Source organism: Anaerobacillus sp. QJM3NY_32 (assembly GCF_056173645.1).
On the sequence record NZ_CM149684.1, the window covers coordinates 3838864 to 3853063 of the forward strand.

Below are 14200 nucleotides of genomic sequence, written 5' to 3' on the forward strand. Positions count from 1 at the left end.
TAGTTGAATTATAAGCATGTCTAAAATAATTAGTCAAAGAGTGATTTCATTAAATTTCTTCATAAAACCATATTAGTAAAGCTTCTAATCACCGTTTTCAAATAATTTTAACAAAAGTGTTGAAAGCGGATACACATTTGATTATAATCGAAATATCGAAACGTTTCAATAAAGTTTGTATGTCAGTCGCAAGTTAGTAGGCATGGAAAATAGAGTGAAAAAGGAGATGGATTGCATGAAGAAGAAAACCGCAGCACTATTGGCTACGTTCTTACTTACAATTTCAATGGTTCTTGGAGCTTGTTCAAACGATGACAGTAGTTCAAGTGATGGCAAAAAGGAAATTACGGTATGGGCAATGGGTGAAGAAGGAAAAAAACTTAGTGAGCTCAGTGATAAATTCGAGGAAGAAAATCCCGACATAAAAGTAAAGGTTCAGGCCATCCCCTGGGAAAACGCCCATGATAAGCTGCTAACAGCTGTCGCTTCCCAAAAAGGACCAGACATTGTTCAATTAGGAACAACCTGGGTACCTGAATTCGCAGATGCCGGTGCTTTACTTGATCTTTCTCCTTATCTTGAAGACTACCCTGAATTTAAGCCAGAGAATTATTTCGAGGGTGCTGCTGATTCCATGACATTCGATGATCAAGTCATTGGCGTTCCTTGGTACGTTGAAACACGCGTCCTCTATTATCGTACAGATTTATTGAAGGAAGCTGGTTTTGAAGAACCTCCTGCAACGTGGGATGAACTGAAAGACGCAGCAACAAAGCTTTCCGATCGTGGAGACGACTACTATGGACTTGATATTGATATGAACGATCAAATCACCCCATTTATTTTCGCATGGCAAAATGGATACGAGATGGACGTTGAGAACAAAGATCTAAACTTCGACAGTCCAGAATTCCGCGAAGCAATGAAGTACTATAACAGCTACTTTAAAGAAGGACTCAGTCAAACAGCTGAAGGCGTTGATATTGTCCAGGCTTTCAAAGACGACAAGAAACCAATGTTTTTCAGCGGGCCATGGATGATTAACATTTTGAACGACCAGGCTCCAGATCTTGAAGGCAAGTGGGATGTAGCCGTTATGCCTGAGAAGGAAACAAATACATCAAGTATCGGAGGATCGAACTTCTCTATCTTCCATAACTCTGAAAATGTGGACGAAGCGCTAAAGTATCTTTCCTATATGAACGATGTGGATACACAATTGGAATGGCTTGATGTATCGAACACTCTTCCATCTCGAGTGGAAGCTTGGGAAGACCCTGCTTTAAGCGATAATGAAATGTACGCCACGCTAGGTGAGCAGCTTGAGAATACAGAAGGTGCTCCACAAATGAAGGAATTTGAAGCAATGGCTCAGGAACTACTAGCCTCAATTGAACGAATTAATGTTGGCGGTGCTGATGTAGATAAAGAGCTTGATGAATTTAGCAAAAAAGCAAATGAAATGCTAGAAGACTAATCACTGACGGAGTTACAGGCGTATATCGTCTGAACTCCGTTTTATCGAAAGAAAAGCGCTCTTCAGATAGGTGGGATAACATGCGCAGTATACTAAGAAATGCCTTTCAAGCAAGACATGGACTAATGTTCATCGCCCCTGCAGTTCTCATATTAATTGTCTTCAGTATTGTTCCGATTCTCATCGCATTTTTTATCAGCTTCACGGATCTGAACCTTAAAGGGCTTGCTGACTGGTCAAATATTAGCTTTATTGGATTCGAAAACTACGTGGATCTTTTCTCAGACGATCTGTTTCATAAATCTGTTTTTAACACGATTTTCTATGTGTTAATTGGGGTACCACTCGTCATTTTCTTCTCTCTCGGTATCGCCCTTCTATTAAACTACGGAACATCAAAACTGTTTACGTTCTTTCGGGCAGTCTATTACATGCCATCCATTACTAATATTATTGCGATCGCAGTCGTATGGGGCTACCTCTACAATACCGAGTACGGGCTCTTTAACTATATCCTTTCGTTGCTCTCTGTCGATTCGATTCCATGGTTAACAGAACCTACGATTGCAAAACTATCACTTATTATTCTTGCCGTCTGGAAAGGAATCGGGATTAACATGATCATCTTTCTTGCCGCTCTTCAAGGCATACCAAAATCTTATTATGAAGCGGCACAAATTGACGGCGCCAATCGGATTCAGGTGTTATTCAATGTCACCATTCCTTTACTGCGATACGCCACATTCTTTGTGACCGTAACAACATTGATTGGTTGGATGCAATTTTTCGAAGAGCCGTTCGTCATGACCGATGGTGGCCCGCTAGATGGAACCATATCAATGGCGCTCTTTATTTACAAAAACGGCTTCCAGTTCAGCGAATTTGGCTATGCAGCTGCAGGCTCATTTGTTCTTTTTATTTTCATTATCATTGTCACGCTTGTTCAATTTAAGGTGCGAAAATCGGATACAGAATATTAATAGACAGGATCGGAGTGAAAAGAATGGAATCAAGATCCTTTTTACAAAAAATCGAAAAGCCTTTTGTGACGTTACTGCTCATCGTAGGTGGCGTGGTTGTCTCCATCCCTTTTCTTTGGATGCTTTCAAGCTCGTTCAAGCAAGAAAGTGACGTCTTAAACATACCGCCACAACTCATTCCAAGTAATCCAACGTTAGACAACTATATAAACCTTTTTCAAAGCTTAAACTTTGGGCTTTATTTGAAAAATACGCTGATTATCGTACTCTTCTCTTTCCTTGGTCTTCTATTAAACGCAATGGCAGGATATGGATTTGCGAAATTTAATTTTAAAGGAAAAGAAAAGATCTTTTACATCGTTCTTGCTACAATGATGATCCCAGCCCAAGTGACGATGATCCCTGTTTACCTTCTATTAAATGAAATGGGGCTAACGAACACAATGACCGGAATCATTCTCCCCGGCCTCGCCGTCGCCTTTAGTATTTTTCTCTTCAGGCAATTCATGACGACGATTCCGACGGATTTAATTGAAGCGGCCCGCCTTGATGGCGCTGGTGAGTTCTATATTTTCTTTAAACTTATCATTCCTATCGCAAAACCAATCTTTGCTGTGCAGGGAATCTTAACATTCATTGGCGCTTGGAACAGCTTCTTATGGCCGTTAATTATCGCAAATGATGAAAGACTATATACGCTTTCTGTTGGGCTGTCACTACTGAAGGGACAATATGCAAATAACTACGCCCTCCAAATGGCAGGAGCTGCTATTATGGTCGTTCCGATCGTCATCATCTTCTCTTTCTTTCAGAAATACATTGTGGAAGGATTTACAATGTCAGGTCTTAAATAAAAGTGAGCTGGAAGAAGTCGGGCAAATGATTCACCTGACAATTGCTAACAATTAGTTGTACACTTAAAGTAAACATATTATAAAGTTGTCTAGATAGAGGATGTGAAAAGATGGCAACGATAAAGGACGTAGCAAAACGCGCAGGTGTAGCCGTCTCAACGGCTTCCTACGCATTGAATAACATAAAAAAAGTTAGTCCTGCAACGGTGAAGAAAGTGCAAGACGCCGCCAGAGAACTAAACTATCAAAAAAATGGCTTTGCTTCTGACCTAAAGCGAACAAAAACAAATACGATTGCATTGATTCTAAAGGATCTTTCAGGACCCTATTACTCTGAGCTGATTAAGGGCGTTCAAGAAGTAACCATGACAAATGGTTTTGACTTGATCGCCTGTAGCTCAATAGGTGGCGCTCAATCCACTGCGGTAAAATTTCTCACGGAAAAGCGCGTTGATGGGGCAATTATTTTAGCTCACAACATAACTGATGAAATCATCAGTGAAGCAGCTCGTGAAGGCTTTCCTCTGGTCGTACTTGATCGAACATTAAACAATGATCACGTTATTCAAGTAGAGGTCGATAACATTCAGGGTGGTTATCTCGCAACGGAACAGTTAATTCAGAATGGTCACAAGGATATCGCTTATATTAGCGGCCCATATAATTCTCATGACAATAAAATGCGCTTCAAAGGATATGAACAAGCATTAAAGGAACACGAGCTTCGTTTTCAAACGAGATGGAAAATCTCAGGTGACTTCACTAGAGAAGGTGGCTATCGTGCAACAAAAATGCTAATTGCTCAAGGCAACCTCCCCACAGCTGTTTTCTACGGAAATGATGAAATGGCGATCGGAGGCATTCAGGCATTTAATGAAAAGAAAATCTCTGTCCCAGATGATATTTCCATCATTGGCTTTGATGACATCCAGCTATCCGAATATGTCTCACCACCGCTAACAACGATTAAACAACCCAAATATGAGGCCGGCGCTCTTGCCGTTCACCTTATCTTCCAGCAGCTTTCACTCGAGAAAGTGGATCGCTATTATAAACTTCCTACAGAACTAGTTGAAAGAAAGTCTGTTGCTAGGAAGGATTAAAATCAAACCACCGCGGGGCGTGCCTGCGGTGGTTAAATGGTGCCTGTCACCCGCGGTTTATGTCGAAATTATTAATATTCTCATGCTAAAAGTCCTGATACCACGAGTGCTATTTTCCCCTCACTTTTGAACCACGTTACAGGTTTATTAGCCTCTTTCAAGAGACCTTCCCCTCATTTTTTCCTGTCCATCCCTCCTAACCTCCACTTCAACGCTTCTAACAAAACAATTGAATTCGCCCTTTTCTATTTAAAAATCCGCCTTATGTAAATCACCATTTACATTCATTGAATATACTATCAGTTGAATCGATTTTGAAAGGATGATAGTGATGAAGATGAAGCGGAGATTTAAAATTGCAGCATTATCAATGAGCATTTTCTTATTTGCAAGTATGCTCCCGACTGGAGCTGCCTCAGCAGTTGAAAAGGACAAGTCTCCAGGCATGAACTCTAACAAACTATTAAACGTAGCTCACAGAGGTGCTTCTGGACATGCTCCTGAACACACGCTTGCATCCTATAAACTTGGGGATGAAATGAAAGGCGACTACATTGAAATCGACCTTCAGATGACGAAGGATGGTAAACTCATTGCCATGCATGATGAATCAGTTGATCGGACCACAAACGGGACAGGCCTTGTAAAAGACTATACACTTGAGCAGCTAAAAGAGTTAGATGCAGGTAGCTGGTTTAATGAAAAATATCCTGAGAAAGCTAATCCTGCTTACGAAGGGCTTCAAGTGCCTACTCTTGAACAAGTACTCCAAACATTCGGGAAGGATGCTCGCTATTATATTGAGACGAAATCTCCCGAGGTATATCCTGGTATGGAAGAAGAGCTCCTTCGCATTCTTAACAAGTACAATTTAACAGGTGTTAATGAACGATCTAGTAAAGTGCTTATTCAATCTTTTAGTCAGGAAAGTCTATTGAAAATGCATAACCTCAATCCTAATTTACCGCTTATTCAGCTCATCTCATATAAAGAGCCAGCAACAATTTCTGAGGGAGAACTTCAAGAACTAGCTGAGTATGCAGTCGGCGTCGGAATGTCTGCTTCAAAAATTGACGAAACGTACGTACAAAAAGTAAAAAGCGCTGGTTTACTCATTCATCCTTATACAGTGAATGAGAAAGACCAAATGACGCGCTTATTAGACTGGGGCGTAACGGGGATGTTTACGAACTACCCTGATCGTTTGAGTGATGTACTTCATGGTAAATAATCACAAAAAAAGGTATCAGTTGGTAACTACCAACGAATACCTTTTTGACGTTTACCAGCCATATTGCTGAAGCAGCTCTGCAATCGCAGAATGATCGCTCTCTTCCGCTAACGCAAATGCCTCTTCACTTTCCTCAATAGAAGAAGGAAGGGCTCCCGCTACGAGGAAAGCTTCAACAAGTGAAGGATTGTCTTGTTTGATTGCTTCAAATAGCAATGGATCTCCTTCGTAACGAGCATTCGCATCCCCACCTCTACCTAGTAGCAAAGAAACAAGTTCGGTAGACTTTTCTTTGGTGACTGCCGTAACTAGTGCACTTTCATCGTTTTTTTCTACCGTAAAGTTTGGATTTGCTCCAGAATCAAGGAGTAATGCACTTGTTTCTTCATTTCCTTGTGCGATGGAATAAGTTAATAAAGTATCATGCTCGCCTTCCACTTCTATTTCTAGGTTCGGATTATAACCATTGTGTAATAAAATTTTGATGAGCTCGATGTTTTCTTCCTTTACAGCTTTGACTAACATTTTCTCATTTCCGATTTCAAAATGAGCACCCATTTTTAATAGCAAGTCAACAATTTCGTTATTTCCTTGTTCGACTGCTACTTCTAGAAGGTTCTCATTTTTCTCATGATTTACTTCAGCATCCCCATCGTGATCCGATTCTTCATGATCATGTACCTCTACCCCATTCAGAAGTAGGAACTCAACAAGCTTGCTATCTCCTTCCATGACCGCATAAGTGATTGGTGATACGCCATCATTGTTTACTGTATCTGGCGAAACGCCCTCATGAAAAAGATCCTCCATCTCCTTTAATGTCGTTTCATCTGAACGATTCTGATAGAGGAGTTCCCACAATTGGTCTTCTTCTGTAAGAACGTCGGTGTCTGTTCCTTGATTTTCTGCACTAGCTTCTTTATGTGATTCAGACGTCGTTTTATCTTGATTTAATTCAGAACATGCCGCTACCACGATCAACATAGGCATGATCATCCAAAGTAACTTTCGCTTCATTGTTTCCCTCCAACTTTATAAAAAGTCAATTCCTAAACCATTATATCGTGAAACTCTCTGAGGAAAGATTAAAATTTAGTGAAATATGTCTTCGAATGGGACAACTTCCGCCCGTCATACACTTTAATAGTCAAGCTTCAGGGAGGACGAGACGTTGTCATACTTTAAAACGAGGAGGAAGCGCGGAGGTTCAGGAAAGGTTATTTTTAGCTTAATCGTCTTGCTGCTTCTCGGTGGCAGCATCGCTATTTGGATCTGGCAACAGCCTAAATCACAAGCTGTAGCAACTGTAAAGGAATTCTATTTATATGAGCAAAGTGGTGATTTCAAAAAAGCCTGGAACCTTTTTCATCCAGAAATGCAGAATCGGTTTTCAGATGAACAGTACAGTCAATTACGCTCCCAGTTGATTACACAAGATATTGGCGCTACCTCGTTTACGTTCGATATTGGCAAAGTAAAAACAAAGAAAAATTGGCGTTCTGGAGTAAATGGAGTGATCATGAAAAAAGTTTACACAATGAAAGTCACGCTTCAGTTTCACGATCAGTTTGGAAATTTTGATCTCGTTCAGGAAGTGTTTGTAATAAAAGAAGAGGGAGAATACAAGGTCTTGTGGGATTACAAGTAGAAATAGAAGATTAAACAAACGTTTGATTAAGGGGAGGTGCCGGATAAAGTCGGCATCTTTTTTATTTTGAATTTAGCTTAAACCTTCCTTCTGTGATAAAAGGGATTGCACAATAACATCTCTTCGTGCCATCACGAACTTACAGTACTGCTTTTTCTTTTGATGGATAGTCCCAGGATAGCCTTCAATTAACGGAAGTAAATAAAGGTAGGGTTTATTAGGTTTATTACGTAAACGGTAGTAGTGATAGCTCGACCATGGATAATCTTCTGGGTCTGAGACAAGGTTTGCTTTTACGGGATTCAAATGAATATAACGGCTAACTTCAAGCATGTTTGATGAGCTATTTAACGGTTCATCAAAATAGCGTTTTTCAAAAACGTGGCCAGTTAACTCATATCTTCCATTGAAATAAGTCGCGTATCGTTTGTTAATGAGTGACATGATCTTTGAAATGGAATGTTCTTTGGAGCGAAGTTGAAGATGATAGTGGTTGTTCATTAAACAATAAGAAGCTAACTCAAACGGGTGTGTTTCGAAGACTTGATCGAGGATAGACAAAAACGTTCGATAATCTCTGTTATCGTAAAACAAAAGTTCTTTACGATTTCCTCGACTCACGATGTGATAGAAATGATTCGGAAGCCAAACTCTTGGTTTTCTCACCATACCATTAGTGTTGTTGCATGTGGATTTAATAGATTCCTGTAACAAAGTAGCTTCGTCATTTTTCTTCCTCCCTTGTCAGTAATCTTCTCTTTCTCCAAGAATAATCTTCCCTCTCTTACTCGTCAATCAAATTTTATCGACAGGATTCGGGGAGTGACAGGCACTCGCAATTTTAATACCAAATTAAACCAAATTAATGGTAGTATAGGGAAGTATTGGGCAAAAAGGGGGATATAAATGAAAAAAATTCACTTATTTAGCTTTGTTTTACTAGCTATAATCGGGAGTTTAGTAGGGTTTGGATGGGGCGACATGGGCACTATTGATCTAGATCAAGTTACATTATCTACTAATGAAAGCAGTTCTACAGCTGAAGCTTCTCATCAAGAAGATCATGAAGAAGAAAAAATTAATGAGCAAGAACTTAGAATTCGAAAACTAGAAGAAGCTGCTGAAAGAGGAGCTGCTCCTCATATACCTGTGTTAACCTATCATAATATAATCTCAAAAGAAAATTTGAAAGAGAGACACTATGGCGATGATGGTAATCTATCAAGCACCATTGTTTTACTTGAAGACTTTAAGCAACAAATGAATGTTTTGCATGAAAATGGTTTTTTTACGTTAACGCTTGAGGAATTCGAAAAATATATAACTAGCGAAATACCTGTCCCTGAAAAAAGTGTTTTACTTACGTTTGACGATGGTCATAAGAATAATTACATAGAAGCTTATCCGGTATTGAAGAAATATGATTTTCACGCTGTTGAATTTTTGATTACGAATCGAAATAAAGACAAAACCGTTCCATATAATACTGATACAAATCAATATCTCAGTCATCAAGAAATTGAAGCAGCAAGCGACGTCTTCGAATATGCAAGCCACACCAACAGTTTTCACAATTTGGATAACGGCCCACCTTATCTAATCTCAAAATCTCTTCCTGAAATTCAAGAAGATGTAGAAACAAGCATTGAATTAATTGGTGATACAAACGCACTTGCTTATCCTTATGGGGCTTACGATGAACAGACGATGGAAGCAATGGATGTTGCTGGAATCGACTTTGCTTTTACTGTACAAGCTGGCTACGTTCAGCCCGGAGATGACATGCTACAGATTCGCCGAAATTCCGTGAGACCTTATAATACAATTGAAGACTTTAAGAATGTGATGGAAATCAACTAACTTTATGCCATATAAAAGAACAGGCCATTGTGCCTGTTCTTTTATATAGCATTCGGCACCAATCCGGTGGTATCGGGTGGTGACAGGCACTATTGCCTCTACACCTTATTTGGCGCCTCTTCTCCTTCAAGTACTTTCAATAAGTTCATAGCAGCGACTTCTGCCATTCTCAACCTCGTTTTTACACTTGCACTCCCTATATGAGGAAGGGTAACGACGTTTGAAAGACGAAGCAAGGGATGATCAAGCGGTACTGGCTCTTCTTTAAAAACATCTAAACCCGCAGCCCATATAACACCATTCGTTAGGGCTTCATAAAGAGCATCTTCATTTACAATTCCTCCTCTTGCTGTGTTGATTAAAACAGCGCTCCTCTTCATCGTTTCAAGCTGCTTTACCCCAATTAAATTCTCAGTTTCAGGCGTTAATGGTGTCAAAACACATACAAAATCAGACTCCTTTAAAAGATCTTCAAACTCTTTAAACTGAAGATCTAATCTACTTTCTGCTTCCTGATTCCGACGACGGTTGTGATAAACCACATTCATATCAAATCCTCTAGCTCTTTTCGCCACAGCTTCCCCAATTCTCCCCATGCCTATAATCCCTAATGTCGCCCCATAGATATCCTGCCCTGTTAGCTGCATAGGTGACCAGGCTTCCCAGTTTCCTTCACGCAAATAATTGGATGCTTCAGGAATTCGGCGTGCGGTAGCCATTAGTAAAGCAAAGGTTAAGTCGGCTGTTGTTTCCGTCAGAACCCCCGGAGTATTCGTCACAACAATCCCGCATTCTTTAGCTGCTTCAATATCAATGTTGTTATAACCTACAGCCATATTGGCTACTACTTTCAGGTTGTTGGCTTTTTTTAGAAGTGAGTGATCTACTTGTTCAGTTAACATACAAAAAAGCCCGTCCACACGCTTAATTTCTTCTTCTAAGACAGCGTGCGGCACTGGTTCTTTATCCTTGTCCCACATCCTTACTTCACATGTTTCACGAATAGGCTTCACAATTTCATCTGGCAACTTCCGCGTAATATACACTTTGGGTTTCATCCACATTCCACTCCTTAACTCAAATTGTCTCTATCCTACATGTTTCACGAATAAAAACGAAATTCCTCTTCCACATAGAGACATTACCCGGGAAATTTCGAAGCGATACGCAAAATAATAACGGAATATTGTGATAAAATAAAGAAAATCGAAAGTTGAGGTAAACCATGTTACATAACTATCACTTTTCTTTTCCCATCCGCGTTCGTTACTCCGAAATCGACGGTCAAAAAATTGTATTCAATGCCCACTATTCTACTTATATTGACATTGCTACCACTGAGTATTTCCGACACGTCTTAGGTGATCGATTACAGAAACTTGCTGAAGATCGGTTGTTTGATCCGGTATTAAGGAAAATAACGATTGAATTCATCAAACCAGCAAAATTGGATGATCTCCTTGATGTGTACTGCCGAATTACTAAAATAGGTCAGAGTAGTTTTCAACTTGAGCACACTATAACAAGAAATGAGGAAACTCTTGTAAAAGCAGAGGTCATACAGGTGAATTTTGACTCAACTACCGGCCATGCAAAAGCGATCCCTCAAGAAATTAAACAAGCGATTACTATTTTTGATAAGATAAGTGATCATTAACCTTCTCATCATTTTGTGGATTTACAGAAAAAGTCGGCATGCCAATGTAATATGTACCCTATAGAGTAGACACTTAAAAAAAGTCTGCCCTATAGGGTACTTTTATGTATAATGAGGACAAATTCTACGATGGGAAATGATTATTAATGAGTAAGAAAGTATTCTCAGAGGAAGATGTCAAAACACTTGCCTCTAATAAATTTGTGAAATCAGTTAGTGAAAAAGGAATCACATACAGTGATGAATTTAAGCGAATATTCATTACGGAGTATGAAAAAGGAAAACTACCGAGTCAGATTTTTAAAGAAAATGGATTTGATGTCGATACTCTCGGACACGAAAGAGTACATTCTGCCGCGAGAAGGTGGAGACAGGGTTATAAAAACAAAGGGATTAATGGACTTACTGACACTCGTAAAGAAAGCTCCGGAAGATCCAAAGATAAGGAACTGTCTTTAGAGGAAAAATACAAACGTTTAGAAGCTCAAAATAACCTATTAAAAGCAGAGAATGATCTCCTAAAAAAGCTCGAAATGATGGAAAAGGGGATGGGAAAAAAGAGATAAAATTAGCTGCTTCTCTCAAGTTTGAATTAATCCGCCATATCATCCATGAGTATCAACTTAAAAATATGGTCCGATACTTATGTTCCGTAGTGGGTGTCTCACGATCTGGTTATTATCGTTATTTCACTGAAGGTGCTCGAAAGCGTCGAACAGAAAACGAGGCGCGAGACCAAGTTTTAAAAGACTGGATCCTAAAAGCCTATGCCTTTAAAAAGCGAAAAAAAGGGGCACGTCAAATCAAGATGACGCTAGCTAACCAGTATCAAATAACCTATAACTTAAAACGCATACGCAGAATCATGAAAAAATACGGAATCGTATGTCCGATCAGAAGAGCGAATCCCTATCGTCGTATGGCGAAAGCAACGAAAGAGCACAGCGTTGTACCAAACAAACTTGAGCGAAACTTCAAACAAGGCATCCCAGGGAAAGTACTTCTAACTGACATTACCTATTTGTTTTATGGAAATAAGAAGAAAGCGTATCTATCTACCATAAAGGACGGCTCTACGAATGAGATCCTAGCTTATCATGTGTCTGACCGAATTACGCTCGATCTAGCGACAGATACGTTAGTAAAACTTAAAAACAACCGTAAAGCAAAACTAGATGCGAATGCCTTTATTCATTCTGATCAAGGCTTTCACTATACTCACCCTACCTACCAAAAACAGCTAAAGAAATACGGTTTAGATCAGTCTATGTCTAGAAGAGGAAACTGTTGGGATAATGCCCCACAGGAATCTTTCTTTGGTCACTTTAAAGACGAAGCCTCAATAAAACCTTGTCAAACACTAATCGAATTAAAACGTGAAGTTAAGAGTTATATGATGTATTACAACCTGGATAGATGTCAGTGGAACTTAAAAAAGATGACCCCTGTTCAATACAGGAATCATCTTCTTAATGTTGCCTAGTCTTTTTTAAACTGTCCTTTACACAGGGTACATATTAATGAAAGCATACCGACTTTTCTATTTACTACGGTGACCAAAAAAGTTGAAAATGTGAAACTCCTTCATGAAACAACTTCATTATCTGCGAATTTTACTCCTTCTGAGCAATCCGCACTGCTGTTTGATAAAGCAATTGCACTCCTTTCTCAATATCATCCATTTCCGTAAACTCAAGCGGGTTATGGCTAATCCCCTTTTCACATCGAACAAAAATCATCCCATAATCACTGATATACGACATAAACAGAGCATCATGGAATGGTCCGCTCATTAAAACAGGGGATTCGAAACCGAGCGCTTTATCCTCTTCACTCATGATTTCTTTAATCCAGTCAGCACAATAGCGCGGCTCACTTCTTGTATCTTCGGTGATCGTATAGGTAAGTTTGTAAGTCGTGGCGGCTTCTTCAATGATCGTGTAAAGCTTTTTCTCAAGCATCGTACGGTGCTCCAGGTCGATGTCACGCAAATCCATTGTAAATTCAACTTTTTCAGGAATGATGTTACGTGAATTCGGAAATACCTGCACACTTCCCACAGTCCCAACCGTTGTTTCTTTCCCCTCTTCTTTTATTAACTGATCAAATTTCGTAATGATCTCACTGGCTCCAACCATCGCATCTTTTCGTAACGGCATCGGAACAGAGCCTGCATGTCCAGCGAATCCTTCAAGTGTAACGGTTAACCAGATAGGACCTGATATTCCCGAAACAATTCCTACAGGTTTGTCTTTAGATTCCAGAACCGGTCCCTGTTCAATATGAAGCTCGAGAAACGCTTCAATATCGCCTTTCTTGTATACCGGGCTTTGTGAAAGATCAGGCTCGACACCGAATTCTTTCAGTGCTTCTTTTCGTGTCATCCCTTTCTTATCTTTTCGCTCGAGTTCACCATCTTCTAAAAGGCCAGCAAGAGCCCGAACTCCGAAAACACCTTTATTAAAACGTGAACCCTCTTCATCAGAGAAACAAACCACTTCGATCGTTCGCTTTGGTAATACGCCGTTGTCCTTCATCGTATGTACAACTTCAATCGCTCCAAGAGCTCCAGCCGTGCCGTCAAAGCGACCTCCATAAGGTTGAGAATCGATGTGAGAGCCAAGCATGAGGATTGCCTTATCTTTTTCTGAGCCTTCTATTCTGCCAATTAAATTCCCAAAACCATCAATTCGAGCAGTTAGTCCAGCCTCTTCCATCCATCCCTTTACAACTTCCACAGCTTCCCGATCTTCTTTCGAGTGAGCAAGACGACAGACTCCTGTTTCCCCAATCTTTCCAATCTTAGCGAGTTCTTCAAGATGACTCTGTAAACGACTTCGGTTAATCCCCATTCACACTCATCCTTTTCGGCTTTTTATTCACTATAGCAAAGCAAATGCCATCGCACATTATACAAAACGTAAGGTATTAGCTGGTTATTATATATACTTCGTCTATTCAGGCAAGATATTGCCCCAAATGACATGGTATGCATTCGACATTATCCACCATAAAACGGGTGGTGACAGGCACCATCATACCATCACCCTCTTGCCACAGCACCCTTCATTGCATATAATAGAGCTAGATAACATAAAGTATAAAAAAAGAACGCCGGTGCTTTCGCACCAGCGTCCATACAGCTGCTCCGCATGACGAGCGGCGGCTCAAAAGGCAAAAAGTAACTCACCTTAATCCTTGGCCGGGGCAGGGTGGGTTACTTCTTTTTATTACTGGAAACAGTAATAATCGTGACCACGAGAGAAGCAAAACTGATCATCAATACAAGCGCCTCGTATGTGCTCATCATTATAGGCAGCACCCCCTTTCATAAACGGGGTACCGCCGCCCACCCTGCTTTGCAGCTGATACTATTCATTTTATCATAGA

14 protein-coding genes are annotated in these 14200 nt (G+C 40.0%); 9 read left to right on the forward strand and 5 right to left on the reverse strand.

The window, feature by feature from the left end; translation table 11 throughout:
- Positions 1-235 precede the first annotated feature (235 nt).
- The 5 genes from AC0VYH_RS19790 to AC0VYH_RS19810 all read left to right on the forward strand — a co-directional run bounded on the left by AC0VYH_RS19790 (position 236) and on the right by AC0VYH_RS19810 (position 5645).
- Positions 236-1477: a sugar ABC transporter substrate-binding protein gene (locus AC0VYH_RS19790; protein WP_475368037.1), complete on the forward strand. Its 1242-nt coding sequence runs from the start codon at positions 236-238 to the stop codon at positions 1475-1477.
- Positions 1478-1557: 80 nt separating this feature from the next.
- The gene (locus AC0VYH_RS19795) at positions 1558-2457 is read left to right on the forward strand and encodes a carbohydrate ABC transporter permease (RefSeq protein WP_242057221.1); all 900 of its coding nucleotides are present in this window, start codon (positions 1558-1560) and stop codon (positions 2455-2457) included.
- Positions 2458-2480: 23 nt separating this feature from the next.
- Positions 2481-3311: a carbohydrate ABC transporter permease gene (locus AC0VYH_RS19800; RefSeq protein WP_303534977.1), complete on the forward strand. Its 831-nt coding sequence runs from the start codon at positions 2481-2483 to the stop codon at positions 3309-3311.
- Between the two features lie 110 nt (positions 3312-3421).
- Positions 3422-4414, forward strand: a complete 993-nt coding sequence (locus AC0VYH_RS19805; protein WP_475368038.1) for a LacI family DNA-binding transcriptional regulator — start codon at positions 3422-3424, stop codon at positions 4412-4414.
- Between the two features lie 337 nt (positions 4415-4751).
- Positions 4752-5645, forward strand: a complete 894-nt coding sequence (locus tag AC0VYH_RS19810; RefSeq protein WP_475369077.1) for a glycerophosphodiester phosphodiesterase — start codon at positions 4752-4754, stop codon at positions 5643-5645.
- A 51-nt stretch (positions 5646-5696) separates the two neighbouring features.
- On the opposite strand, the gene AC0VYH_RS19815 is transcribed toward AC0VYH_RS19810, so the two are convergent.
- Positions 5697-6662 carry an ankyrin repeat domain-containing protein gene (locus tag AC0VYH_RS19815; RefSeq protein ID WP_475368039.1) on the reverse strand — a complete coding sequence of 322 codons (966 nt, stop codon included), beginning with the start codon at positions 6660-6662 and terminating at the stop codon, positions 5697-5699.
- 154 nt (positions 6663-6816) lie between these two features.
- Here AC0VYH_RS19815 and AC0VYH_RS19820 point away from each other — a divergent pair, with 154 nt between their 5' ends.
- A complete protein-coding gene (locus AC0VYH_RS19820; protein ID WP_303534981.1) occupies positions 6817-7293 on the forward strand; it encodes a hypothetical protein in 477 nt (158 codons plus the stop codon).
- Positions 7294-7365: 72 nt separating this feature from the next.
- Here AC0VYH_RS19820 and AC0VYH_RS19825 read toward each other — a convergent pair whose 3' ends face one another.
- Complete coding sequence (locus AC0VYH_RS19825) at positions 7366-8007, reverse strand: REP-associated tyrosine transposase (protein WP_404683449.1); 642 nt, start codon at positions 8005-8007, stop codon at positions 7366-7368.
- 192 nt (positions 8008-8199) lie between these two features.
- Here AC0VYH_RS19825 and AC0VYH_RS19830 point away from each other — a divergent pair, with 192 nt between their 5' ends.
- Positions 8200-9153: a polysaccharide deacetylase family protein gene (locus AC0VYH_RS19830; protein WP_475368040.1), complete on the forward strand. Its 954-nt coding sequence runs from the start codon at positions 8200-8202 to the stop codon at positions 9151-9153.
- A 98-nt stretch (positions 9154-9251) separates the two neighbouring features.
- On the opposite strand, the gene AC0VYH_RS19835 is transcribed toward AC0VYH_RS19830, so the two are convergent.
- The gene (locus AC0VYH_RS19835) at positions 9252-10211 is read right to left on the reverse strand and encodes a 2-hydroxyacid dehydrogenase (protein WP_475365963.1); all 960 of its coding nucleotides are present in this window, start codon (positions 10209-10211) and stop codon (positions 9252-9254) included.
- Positions 10212-10378: 167 nt separating this feature from the next.
- Between AC0VYH_RS19835 and AC0VYH_RS19840 the strand changes: the two genes are divergently transcribed.
- Both AC0VYH_RS19840 and AC0VYH_RS19845 read left to right on the forward strand, forming a co-directional pair.
- Complete coding sequence (locus AC0VYH_RS19840) at positions 10379-10810, forward strand: acyl-CoA thioesterase (RefSeq protein WP_303534985.1); 432 nt, start codon at positions 10379-10381, stop codon at positions 10808-10810.
- A 146-nt stretch (positions 10811-10956) separates the two neighbouring features.
- Positions 10957-12293, forward strand: a protein-coding gene (locus AC0VYH_RS19845; protein WP_430241928.1) for an IS3 family transposase whose coding sequence is annotated in 2 segments (ribosomal slippage) — positions 10957-11341 and positions 11341-12293 — 1338 coding nt in all. Because the reading frame shifts where the segments join, the coding sequence is not laid out codon by codon here.
- Positions 12294-12423: 130 nt separating this feature from the next.
- On the opposite strand, the gene AC0VYH_RS19850 is transcribed toward AC0VYH_RS19845, so the two are convergent.
- Together AC0VYH_RS19850 and AC0VYH_RS19855 are read right to left on the reverse strand one after the other, a co-directional pair.
- Positions 12424-13662 (reverse strand): hydantoinase/carbamoylase family amidase, encoded by a 1239-nt coding sequence (locus AC0VYH_RS19850; protein ID WP_475372968.1) that lies wholly within the window; start codon positions 13660-13662, stop codon positions 12424-12426.
- A 365-nt stretch (positions 13663-14027) separates the two neighbouring features.
- The gene (locus tag AC0VYH_RS19855) at positions 14028-14120 is read right to left on the reverse strand and encodes a putative holin-like toxin (protein WP_242057220.1); all 93 of its coding nucleotides are present in this window, start codon (positions 14118-14120) and stop codon (positions 14028-14030) included.
- Between the last annotated feature and the right edge of the window lie 80 nt (positions 14121-14200).

What these genes read in the sequence shown, in the direction of transcription:
- AC0VYH_RS19790 (WP_475368037.1), top strand. Translation starts at nt 236, where the DNA reads ATGAAGAAGAAAACCGCAGCACTATTGGCTACGTTCTTACTTACAATT.
- AC0VYH_RS19795 (WP_242057221.1), top strand. Translation starts at nt 1,558, where the DNA reads ATGCGCAGTATACTAAGAAATGCCTTTCAAGCAAGACATGGACTAATG.
- AC0VYH_RS19800 (WP_303534977.1), top strand. Translation starts at nt 2,481, where the DNA reads ATGGAATCAAGATCCTTTTTACAAAAAATCGAAAAGCCTTTTGTGACG.
- AC0VYH_RS19805 (WP_475368038.1), top strand. Translation starts at nt 3,422, where the DNA reads ATGGCAACGATAAAGGACGTAGCAAAACGCGCAGGTGTAGCCGTCTCA.
- AC0VYH_RS19810 (WP_475369077.1), top strand. Translation starts at nt 4,752, where the DNA reads ATGAAGCGGAGATTTAAAATTGCAGCATTATCAATGAGCATTTTCTTA.
- AC0VYH_RS19815 (WP_475368039.1), bottom strand. Translation starts at nt 6,662, where the DNA reads ATGAAGCGAAAGTTACTTTGGATGATCATGCCTATGTTGATCGTGGTA.
- AC0VYH_RS19830 (WP_475368040.1), top strand. Translation starts at nt 8,200, where the DNA reads ATGAAAAAAATTCACTTATTTAGCTTTGTTTTACTAGCTATAATCGGG.
- AC0VYH_RS19835 (WP_475365963.1), bottom strand. Translation starts at nt 10,211, where the DNA reads ATGAAACCCAAAGTGTATATTACGCGGAAGTTGCCAGATGAAATTGTG.
- AC0VYH_RS19840 (WP_303534985.1), top strand. Translation starts at nt 10,379, where the DNA reads ATGTTACATAACTATCACTTTTCTTTTCCCATCCGCGTTCGTTACTCC.
- AC0VYH_RS19850 (WP_475372968.1), bottom strand. Translation starts at nt 13,662, where the DNA reads ATGGGGATTAACCGAAGTCGTTTACAGAGTCATCTTGAAGAACTCGCT.
- AC0VYH_RS19855 (WP_242057220.1), bottom strand. Translation starts at nt 14,120, where the DNA reads ATGATGAGCACATACGAGGCGCTTGTATTGATGATCAGTTTTGCTTCT.